This is a genomic window from uncultured Meiothermus sp. (assembly GCF_937863175.1).
GTDB lineage: Bacteria > Deinococcota > Deinococci > Deinococcales > Thermaceae > Meiothermus.
On the sequence record NZ_CALMCQ010000097.1, the window covers coordinates 1 to 9,320 of the forward strand.

8 protein-coding genes and 2 pseudogenes are annotated in these 9,320 nt (G+C 69.7%); 8 read left to right on the forward strand and 2 right to left on the reverse strand.

What is annotated here, in order from left to right:
* Positions 1-268, reverse strand: a pseudogene (locus Q0288_RS03805) (hypothetical protein); the annotation flags it as partial.
* Between the two features lie 177 nt (positions 269-445).
* Between Q0288_RS03805 and Q0288_RS03810 the strand changes: the two are divergent.
* The 6 genes and pseudogenes from Q0288_RS03810 to Q0288_RS03835 all read left to right on the forward strand — a co-directional run.
* A complete protein-coding gene (locus tag Q0288_RS03810) occupies positions 446-1,588 on the forward strand; it encodes a hypothetical protein (protein WP_299427432.1) in 1,143 nt (380 codons plus the stop codon).
* A 276-nt stretch (positions 1,589-1,864) separates the two neighbouring features.
* The gene (locus tag Q0288_RS03815) at positions 1,865-2,752 is read left to right on the forward strand and encodes an FkbM family methyltransferase (protein WP_299427435.1); all 888 of its coding nucleotides are present in this window, start codon (positions 1,865-1,867) and stop codon (positions 2,750-2,752) included.
* Between the two features lie 62 nt (positions 2,753-2,814).
* Complete coding sequence (locus tag Q0288_RS03820; protein WP_299427438.1) at positions 2,815-3,792, forward strand: alpha/beta fold hydrolase; 978 nt, start codon at positions 2,815-2,817, stop codon at positions 3,790-3,792.
* Entirely contained in the window at positions 3,792-4,823 is a 1,032-nt protein-coding gene (locus Q0288_RS03825) for a C39 family peptidase (protein ID WP_299427441.1), read from the forward strand. The genes Q0288_RS03820 and Q0288_RS03825 overlap by 1 nt, the downstream gene beginning before the upstream one ends.
* Positions 4,824-4,825: 2 nt before the next feature.
* Complete coding sequence (locus Q0288_RS03830; RefSeq protein WP_299427444.1) at positions 4,826-5,296, forward strand: CAP domain-containing protein; 471 nt, start codon at positions 4,826-4,828, stop codon at positions 5,294-5,296.
* Between the two features lie 31 nt (positions 5,297-5,327).
* Positions 5,328-6,083, forward strand: a pseudogene (locus tag Q0288_RS03835) (caspase family protein); the annotation flags it as partial.
* 362 nt (positions 6,084-6,445) lie between these two features.
* On the opposite strand, the gene lnt reads toward Q0288_RS03835, so the two are convergent.
* Positions 6,446-7,894, reverse strand: coding sequence for an apolipoprotein N-acyltransferase (lnt, locus tag Q0288_RS03840; RefSeq protein ID WP_299427447.1), 1,449 nt, complete (start codon positions 7,892-7,894; stop codon positions 6,446-6,448).
* A gap of 103 nt (positions 7,895-7,997) precedes the next feature.
* Between lnt and Q0288_RS03845 the strand changes: the two genes are divergently transcribed.
* Together Q0288_RS03845 and Q0288_RS03850 are read left to right on the forward strand one after the other, a co-directional pair.
* The gene (locus Q0288_RS03845) at positions 7,998-8,666 is read left to right on the forward strand and encodes a response regulator transcription factor (protein WP_299427450.1); all 669 of its coding nucleotides are present in this window, start codon (positions 7,998-8,000) and stop codon (positions 8,664-8,666) included.
* A gap of 9 nt (positions 8,667-8,675) precedes the next feature.
* Positions 8,676-9,320: histidine kinase dimerization/phospho-acceptor domain-containing protein (locus Q0288_RS03850; protein WP_299427453.1), on the forward strand; the 645-nt coding region annotated here is incomplete at its 3' end.

The window sequence follows — 9,320 nt, forward strand, 5'->3', positions numbered from 1 at the left end:
AAACCGTCTCGTCGCGCAAGCGGAGGTCAAAAATGCGAGCGTCGTAGTCCACCGAAGTGGGCTTGAACCCCTTGACCTTAGCGCCCAACTCTTTTGCGGCCTTGCGGTTCATGCTCACCCGCGCTATAGCCCTGACTGCGAGATTGGCGCTCAACCCAAACTTTTCCCGCACATCCCTATAGGTCAACTGCTGAATCCGTGCACTGTTCCTGATGTTGCCAGGCACAGCCGCGTGGATGTGGTTGCAGGCATTCGCAAAAGCGACCAACGTAGCCCTCAAAGCAACTTCTTGCTCGGGAGTTGGAGTCAGCTTTATTTTTACGGTAAGCACCTGCTGCACGAAATAAATATATTAAAAAATGTCACTCTATGTGACCAATAGTCTGCGGGGTATCCCCGAAGGAGTTCTGTGAAGCAATGTGTTTCCAATACAGGTGAGGGGTTAATGCTCTATTCGCCGCTTACCGACAGGGCTGGCCTGGGTGGCTCGGCGTTCAGCTTAAGAGGTAACGCACTGCCAGCCCCAAGCGCATGGGCCGGTCTTTTTGGCTCGCTCATCGGGCTAAACGGTTTCGGCTATGCACACGCCAAGTGGTTTTACGAGGGGAAGCCCCCGGCCCCCGACTGGGCCGGTTTTTGGCAGCCTGTCCCCCTGCTGGCCGTGGGGACAGTCCTGCTGCTGACGTTTATAGCGGCGGTGGCTTGGCAAAAGAGGGGGCGACGCGGTTTCTTGCCTGGCCCGGCTTGGTTCGGCGCTACCCCCGACCGCCGGGCGGCCTTGTACGCGATGATGCCCGCCGTCGTCGGGGTTCACCTGGCGGTGGCGCTTCTGGTCAGCGGAGTCCAGGGGCGGCTCTTCTCTGCCGACAATGCCCTGCCTGCGGGGTGGGCCAACCTGCTGGGTCTGGGGCAGATCGGGATCGGCTTGGCGGTGGCCTACGGCGGCATGACCCGACTGGCCGCCTTGGGCCTGGCGGTCACCTGGCTTCTGGGGGTCGCCTTGCTGGGGTTGGAGCCTATGCTTGAAAACGTCTTCATCCTAAGCCTGGCGGCGTTCTTCTGGCTGGCCGGGCGGGGGCCGGTGGCGGTGGATCGGCTGATCTTCCCGTCGCTGGAGCCCTCCGCCCGACTCATGGCCTGGGCGGTTCCGGCGCTCCGGGTGGGGCTGGGCCTCAGCCTGGTGGTTGTGGCCTTCACCGAGAAGCTGGCCAACCCCGGTCTGGCGGAGGCTTTCCTCCGGCAGCACGCCTTGAACTTTCTGCCAACGCTGGGGCTCCCGGTCTCGGACGCGGCCTTCGCGGTACTGGCGGGCTCGGTGGAGTTGCTGGTGGGGCTCTGGCTGGTGGCGGGGGTCTTCCCACGGGAGGTGGTTCTGCTGGCCTGGGTTCCGTTCAACCTCACCCTCACCGTGTTCGACTGGGTTGAACTGGTCGGACACCTGCCCTTCTACGCCGGGATGGCGCTGCTGCTCGTCTGGGAGCCGGGCCGGGCCAACCTCGAGGTCTGGCTCCACGGTCTGCGGGGCGGGCCGCTGGCCGTGAACCTGAGAAAGCTGGGACAGCACAGCCGGGCGCGGCGCGGCCCGTAGTTCCAACGCCCCCCGCGTCGGCCAGCCGGTCAAGCCTGTCTTCGGGGCACTGCGGGCGGGGCTTTACAAGAACTTAACCGAGTCCGGCTAGGTTTTGGGGATGCCCCTGGCGGTTCCTGTGCGCCCGTGCGCGGCTCCGATCCGCGATCTGCCCCCGCTGGCGGGCCTCCTGCCCCAGTCCCTGAGTGCCCACTCACGCTGCCAGCCGCCAGCGGCCCCTCGAGCCAGGGGGGCTCTCGGGGGCCGCCGGGGCCGGGCATGGTCGGAGGCCTGACGATGCGGATCGTAAACCAGCTCTGGTTCGTCTCCACCCACCCGCTCAAGCGGGATGACAAGCTCCGGGCCGTCCTGGGCTATCTGCGGTGGCTGGTCGGCATCCGCCTGCTGGGGGGCGAGCACGTGTACGAGTGGGTCAACGGGTCGAGGCTGCTGGTGCGCCAGGGGGAGGCGATCTCGGCGAACGTCTACACGGGGATCGAGGAATTCGCCGACATGGGCTACCTGCTGCACGTCCTGCGGAAGGACGACCTGTTCGTGGACGTGGGGGCCAACGCGGGGGCGTACACCGTCCTGGCGTGCGCGGCGGTCGGGGCTCGCGGCCACGCCTTCGAGCCGGTTCCGGCCACCTACCAGCGGCTGCTCCAGAACCTCCACCTCAACCACCTCGAGGGGTGGGTGGTCGGCCACAACATCGGCCTCGGGAGTGCGCCGGGGCGGGCGGCCTTCACCACCGCACAGGGCAGCACCAACCACGTCCTGGCGGTCGGCGAGCCCAGCGCCCTGGCCATCGAGGTGGAGATGTCCACGCTGGATCACGCCCTGGCCGAGGAGGCCCCCTCCGTTCTGAAGATAGACGTTGAGGGCTACGAGACCCCGGTCTTGCAGGGGGCCGGTGAAACCCTGAAAAAGAAATCCCTGCACTCGGTGATCCTCGAGCTGGACGGCAGTGGTTCCAGGTACGGCTACCGCGAGGACAGTGCCCTGGCCCTGATGCAAGACCACGGGTTTCGCCCGTACACCTACGAGCCGCTGACCCGAACCCTGATCCCCCTGCACGGCAAGCACAGCCGTTCGAGGAACACCCTGTTCATCCGGGGCGTGGGGGAGGTGGCGGAGCGGCTGCGGGCCGCGCCCCCGGTCACGATCCAGGGGCGGCGGTTCTGAGCGGTGCAGGGCTCCGACCGCTGCTTTACAAAAACTTAACCGAGCCCCCGTATCCTCCCGGAATGGAAAATTCCAGGTGGCTACCCCGGCTGGCAGGGATGGCGGCGGTCTGTGCGGCGGCCTTGGCGCAGACCGCCCCGAGCAGCCTGCCCACGCTCGAGACCCTCCGCCAGGGCAGCTACCCCGGCAGCCCGCTGACCATCGAGCGCACCCTGGCGGCGGGCGGCAACTACCGCCGCTACCTCGCCTCCTACCGCTCCGAGGGGCTCAGGATCAACGCCCTGCTCACCGTCCCGAGCGGGATAAAGCCCGAGGGGGGCTGGCCCGCCGTCGTGTTCGTGCACGGCTACATCCCGCCCGCCCAGTACCGCACCACCGAGCGCTATGTGGCCTACGTGGACGCGCTGGCCCGCTCGGGCTACGCGGTCTTCAAGATTGACCTGCGGGGCCACGGCAGCTCGGAGGGCCGGGCCGAGGGGGCCTACTTCTCGCCCGGCTACACCGTGGACGTGCTCAACGCGGTCTCGAGCCTGGCCCAGTACCGCGAGGTCAACCCCGAGCGCGTCGGGATGTGGGGCCACTCGATGGGGGGCTTCCTGACCCTGCGGGCGATGGTGCTGGACAAGCGGATCAAGACCGGGGTGGTTTGGGCCGGGGTGGTGGCCCCCTACGCCGACCTCATCAACAACTGGCGGAGGCCCTACCTGGGCGGCCCCGACGCGACCCGGACGCAGCAGCGTAACCAGGCGGTCTTCCGGCGCTACGGCACCCCGCAGAGCAACCCGGCCTTCTGGGCCTCGGTCTCGGCCAACAGCTACCTGGGCGAGGGCATGGCCCCGATCCAGATTCACCACAGCCCCGCCGACACCCACGTGCCCTACGCCTTCTCCCAGACCCTGGCGCGGCAACTGCGCGAGGCCCGGCAGCCCTACGAGTTCTACACCTACGCGGGCGACGACCACAACCTGAGCCGGAATTTCTCCCTGGCGATGCGGCGGACGGTGGCCTACTTCGACCGCTATCTGAAGCAGGGGCTGTGATGCGGGGCTTCCTGCTGGGGCTGGCTACTGCGCTGCTGGGCTCCGGGCTGGCCGCGACCCACAGCGTGCGCCTGGAGGGCATCCGCCACGAGTACCAGCGGCTCAACAACTGCGGCCCCGCCACCCTGGCGATGAGCCTGAGCTTCTGGGGCAGCCGCCTGACCCAGTACCAGACCGCGCCCGCGCTCAAGCCCAACCGCGCCGACAAGAACGTATCCCCCTCGGAGATGGCGGCCTACGCCCGCGCCCAGGGTTTTGGCGTTCATCAGGGCCTGGCGGGCGACCTGGCCCTGCTCAAGCGGCTGCTGGCGGCGGGCTACCCGGTGATCGCCCAGACCTGGTTCGTGAGCGACCAGGGCGGCATGGGGCACTACCGCCTGCTGACAGGGTACGAGGAGTCGGGCGCTTACTTCCGCGCCTTCGACTCCTACAACGGCCCCGACATCCGCTTGGGATACGGCGAGCTGGATCGGCTGTGGCAGGTCTACAACCGCACCTACCTGGTGGTCTACCCGGCGAGCCGCCAAGCCGCCGTCGCGGGGCTGCTGGGGCAGCGCCTGGCCCCCGGCTTCGAGTCGCAACGGGCCTTGGGGGTGGCCCGCCAGGAAGTTCAGCGCCAGCCCGCCGACGGCTTCGCCTGGTTCAACCTGGGCAGCAGCCTGCTCGAGGCGGGCGACGCGGCGGGGGCGGCAGCCGCCTTTGACCGCGCCCGCAGCGCGCCGGTCAACCGCAGTTTCGACCCCGACCGTCCGCCGGGGGCGGGCGGGAACTGGCCCTGGCGCACCTTGTGGTATCAGTTCGGCCCCTACGCGGCCTACTACGGCACGGGCCGCTACGCCGAGGTGGTATCCCTGACCAGCCAGACCCTGGGTAAGGCCCCCGACCACGAGGAGTCCTACTACTGGCGGGCCAGGGCGCGGATGGCGCTGGGCCAGACCGAGGCCGCCCGCGCCGACCTGCGGGCCGCGCTGCGCCACAGGCCCGGCTTTGCCGAGGCCCGCAGCCTGCTGAGCGGGGTGGCCTCGAGGTAGGGGTGCGGGGGAAGCCGCCGACCGTGTGGCTGGCCGCCCTGCTGGCGGGCTGGGCGCTTTCGGCTGGCCCCGTGGGCGACCTCACCTTCATGCTCAACGACCTGCGCGCGCGCGGCATGGCCTGCGCGGGTAGCAGCAGCACCGAGCCGGTCGGCCTGCTTTCATACAGCCCCAGGCTCGAGCAGGCCGCCCTGCGCCACGCCCGTGACATGGCCGAGCGCAACTTCATCGCCCACACCTTCGCGGGTCTGGGGCCGCGCGAGCGGGTGCGGCAGGCGGGCTACGACTTCCTGCGCCTCTCGGAGATCATCTACAAAGGGGGCAGCTCCGCCGACCCGCTGCGGCCCCTCGAGTGGTGGCTGAACTCGCCGGTCCACTGTCAGGCCATCATGAGCCCCCACTACAGCGAGGTCGGGGTGGCCTTCTGGCCCCAGGGCAACGCCTGGGTGGTGGTGTTGGCGCAGCCGCGCTGAGGGCATGGGTATGCGCGGGACAATTTTGGCGATGGCGCTTTGGCTCTTGCCCTTCGGCCTGGCCCAGCCGCGCACCCTGGCCCTGGTGGTGGGGGTCAACCAGTACCGCACCTACCCCGAGACCTCTCCCCTGCCCCCCCTGAGCTACGCCGAGAGCGACGCTCAGAAATTTGCCGAGGCCCTCCAGCAAGATGCCCAGCACTGGCGGCTGGCCCGGCTGCGGCTGCTGCTGGGCGACCTGACCACCAAAACCGCCCTCGAGGCCGAGTTGCGCGACCTGGCCCGGTGGGTCGGCCCGGAGGACACCCTGGTGTTTTACTACTCCGGCCACGGGCGGCCCAACCGCCTGGGCCAAGCCTCGGTAATGCCCTACGATGCCAAGCTGACCGACGACGAGACCTGGCTGCCCCTGGGGCGCATCCAACAGGTCATAGAGGGGGCGCTGGCGGGCCGGGGGCGCTACTTGATGCTGGTGGACGCGTGCTACAGTGGGCAGTCCCTGCCGGGCACCCGCAGCTTCGAGGTGCCGGGGGCCAAGGCCCTGCCCCGCGTGGAGATTCCCCGCCCGAGGGGGGTCGGGGCGCTGCTGGCCGCCAGCAGCGCGACCCAACTGAGCTGGGAGGACGCGGAGAAGGGCGGCGGGGTCTTCACCGCCTACTTGCTCGAGGCCCTGGGCGGGCAGGCCGACCAGGACGGCGACGGGATCATCAAGACCAGCGAGGTCTACGCCTATGTGGCCGGGCGGGTGGCAGCCTACACCCGCCAGAAGCACCAGACCCAGAACCCCCAGCTCTTCGCCCGCGCCGACTTCGCCCTGACCCTAGACCCCCTGACCGCCGCCCGCAGCCGCCTGGCCCGGCTCAAGCTGGGCGGGCACATCGGCGGCGAGCAGTTCGACGCGCTCAGCCTGCTCCTGGAGCAGCCCCGGCCCCCCGAAGACCTCCGGCTCTACCTGCAAGACCGCCTCAGCGACGGGCAGTTCGTAGACCTGGTGCAGATGGGGGCGGTGGCCGGGGTGCCCGCCAGCCCCGCCAGCGACCGCCGCCTGCTCGAGGTCGGGCGGCTGCACCGGCAGGGCCGCCTGCGCCACGACCAACTGTGGGCGCTGCGCACGATGGTGCTGCGGGGCCGGGCCAGTTGGTGGGTCAGTCAGTTCCTGTCGGGCAAGGTGGGGGCGGCGGCGTTTCTGGACGCGCTGGGGGCGGGCCGGGTGGCGGGGGTTCCCCGGTTGCCCCGCGCCCCCAGGAGGGCCAGCCCCAGCGCCAGCCCCACCGCCCAGTCGCCCCAGCGGGTGTAGGCGGTCTGGCGCATCTCTATCCCGTAGGAGGCGGCCAGGAACCCCGGCCGCCCCTTGGCCAGCCGGGCGGTCACCCGGCCGTAGGGGTCTATCACGGCGGTGATGCCGTCGTTGCCCGCCCGCAGCAGCCACCTGCCGTTCTCCACGGCCCTCAGCCGCCCCATCTGGAAGTGCTGGAGTCCGCCCAGGCTGGGGCCGAACCAGGCGTCGTTGGAGACGTTGACCAGCACCCAGGCCCCGCCCCGCACCAGCCCCCGCGCCGAGGCGGGGAACACCGACTCGTAGCAGATGTAGGCACCGAAGGTGCTCAGCGGGATCTGGCCGTCCCCCGCCGCCGTGTCCAGCAGGGTGCCAAACCCGAAGGCGCGGAAGAAAAAGTCGTAGACCCCGCCCAGCGCCCCCCGCCAGGGGAAAAACTCCCCGAAGGGCACCAGGCGGGCCTTGTCATAAGCGGCTCTGACCTGCCCTGCCTCCGACAGCACCACCCGGTTGCGGTAGCCCCCGTCGAAGACCGAGACCCCCGAGAGCAGCGTCCTGCCCGCCAGCAGGGGGACGAGGCCGCCCTCGAGGCGGCGCACGGCGGTCTCCGGCCAGACCACCAGCCCCGCCTGCGGGTGGCGGGCCAGCCCCGAACGGGTCAGCTCGCGGTAGCGGTCTTCGGCGGAGAATCCCTGGAGTTTTTGCAGCGGGTTCACGCTGCCCTGCACCAGCAGCGCGGTCAGCGGGGCCGGGGGGCTGGGCGGCAGCCTCCACCCCCACAGCATCAGCCAGCCGAAGACCAGCAGCGACAGCGCGCCCAGCGGCCAGGAGTAGCCCTCCCGCCGCAGGGCCAACCCCCAGAGCCGGTTGGCCCCGTAGGCGGTCAGGAGCACCGCCAGCGAGAGCAGGTAGACCCCGCCCAGCGCCGCCAGCGTCCGGCCCGGCGCGTCGGTCAGGGCGTAGCCCAGAAACCCCCAGGGGAAGGCCAGGTCGCCCAGGCTGCTGAGGTACTCCAGCACCACCCAGCCGCCCGCCCGCGCCAGCGGCCTACGGCGGGTCAGCCAGAACAGGAGTCCCCAGCTCAGGGCCTTCAGCAGCACCAGCGGGACGAAGGGCAGCGCCCCCAGGGGCGTGTCGAAGAGCTGGACGAAGCTCTGCGGCAGCCAGAGCAGGTGCAGCGCCCAGAACCCCAGGCCGGCCCAGAATCCCGCGCGAAAGCCGCCACGGAACAGCAGCCAGAGCAGCGGCAGGGGGGCCAGAACGCCCAGCGGGGAGGGGGGTAGGGTCAGAACCAGCCCGACGCCGAGGAGGATGGGCAGCACCGCACAACCCTAGCGGGGGGCTGTTAAGTTTTTGTAACGTTGGCGGCGGACTTTACGCGAACTTAATACCCGCCGTTTATCCTTTGCAGGGAGGACGTGGCGCATGGCGAACGTGCTGATTGTGGACGATGATCCCGCCATCCGGCAGATTCTGCGGGCCTACCTGAGCCACGAGGGGCACGGGCTGCTCGAGGCCGCCGACGGCGTGGAAGCGCTGGAGAGAGCGCCCCAGGCCGACCTGGTGGTGCTCGACCTGATGCTGCCCGAGCTGAGTGGCTGGGAGGTGGCCGGAATCCTGCGCAAGGACTTCCCCGACCTGCCCATCCTGATGCTGACCGCCCGTGGCGAGGAGTCCGAGCGCATCCGGGGCTTCGAGCTGGGGGCCGACGACTACGTGAGCAAGCCCTTCAGCCCCCGCGAGGTGGTGGCGCGGGTGCGGGCCTTGCTGCGCCGCAGCGGGGTTAAGGACGAGCTGGAATTCGGCGACCTGAAAATCGCCCTGAGGAACCGAACCGCCTATTTGGGCAGTCAGCCCTTGAACCTGTCCAAGCTCGAGTACGACCTGCTCCTGACCCTGGCCCAGCACGCAGGCATGGTCTGGAGCCGCGAGCGCCTGATGGAGCGGGTCTGGGGCGGGGACTACCCCGGCATCGAGCGGGTGGTGGACGTGCACATCGCGGCGCTGCGGAAGAAGCTGGGCGAGGACGCGGACAACCCCCGCTTCGTGGAGACCGTGCGGGGGGTCGGCTACCGCTTCAAGGAGGCCAGCTAAGATTGGGATATGAAGGCAATGCCCAAGGGTCTGTTCACGCGGCTGCTGGTGGCCAACCTGGTGGTGGTCGGGGTGGCGGCGACGGTGATGCTGCTGGTGGCCGACGGCCTCAGCCCGGCCTTCTACCGGGGCCACGTCCAGCACATGATCGAGGTGATGGGGCCGATGGGGCTGAGCCTGCGGGCCGACCTCGAGGACGGCCTGCACGAGACCCTGACGCGGGCCTTGCTGGCGGCCTTCCCCATCGCCCTGATGCTCTCGGCGCTGCTGGCCTTCGTCTTCGCGCGGCGGATCAGCGCCACGGTCGGCCTGCTCGTGCGCGGGGCGCAGGAGATCGCCAGGGGCAGCTACAGGCTGCGGCTGGCGGAGAAGGGCGACGACGAGCTGACCGAGCTGGCCCGGCAGTTCAACCGGCTGTCGCAGACCCTGGAGGGCGTCGAGACCCGCCGGGTGGAGCTGATCAACAGCGTGGCCCACGAGCTGCGAACCCCGCTGGCGGCCTTGCAGGGCTACAGCGAGGCCATGGCCGACGGGGTGCTGCCCCCCGAGGAGGCCGCCCGCAGCATCGCCCGCGAGGTGCGGGCGATGGGCCGACTGGTCGAAGACCTGTCGCTGGTCTCGCGGGTCGAGGCGGGTGCGGTGGAGATACACCCC